Source organism: Burkholderia sp. 9777_1386, assembly GCF_015712265.1.
In the GTDB taxonomy this organism is placed as follows: domain Bacteria; phylum Pseudomonadota; class Gammaproteobacteria; order Burkholderiales; family Burkholderiaceae; genus Burkholderia; species Burkholderia cenocepacia.
In genome coordinates this window covers 1-402 of the sequence record NZ_JACCQB010000153.1, presented here as the reverse complement: position 1 = coordinate 402, position 402 = coordinate 1, and the positions used below count along the sequence as shown (strand labels likewise).

Genomic DNA, 402 nt, shown 5'->3' with positions numbered 1-402 from the left:
CCTGTGGCGTGATGGGGATCGCAATCACTGCCTTTTGCGCGGTAAAAGTGTAAGGGTGGTTGTAGTTCATCAACAAAATCAAACCACTCACCAGAAACACGCCTCCCAGCGCCGCCGTCGCCAGCGTCCACTGATTTACCGGAATGCGGAAGATTTTAAAGACCGCCCACGCCAGCGCCACGTAAGTTAAAACAATCAATAGATCCATATTTAGATCTCCGGGAACGTGGAATAGTCAGTCTTTTTCTCGGCGGCGAGTTGATGCTCCAGCCGGGAAATTCGGTCAGAAAGTGCGGCGATTTCCGGGTCAGCCGCTTTCTCCTGCGACGCAACATGTGACTGCATACCCCAGCCACGCTCCGGTTGATAGAGCGTCGCCCAGATCCACAGAAACGGCCAGAT

2 protein-coding genes are annotated in these 402 nt (G+C 53.7%); both read right to left on the bottom strand.

The window, feature by feature from the left end; genetic code table 11:
* The coding region (locus tag H0X91_RS34805) for a hypothetical protein (RefSeq protein WP_196433833.1) at window positions 1-208 on the bottom strand (208 nt) is incomplete at its 3' end.
* Between the two features lie 2 nt (window positions 209-210).
* Window positions 211-402: DUF3302 domain-containing protein (locus H0X91_RS35540; RefSeq protein ID WP_196433832.1), on the bottom strand; the 192-nt coding region annotated here is incomplete at its 5' end.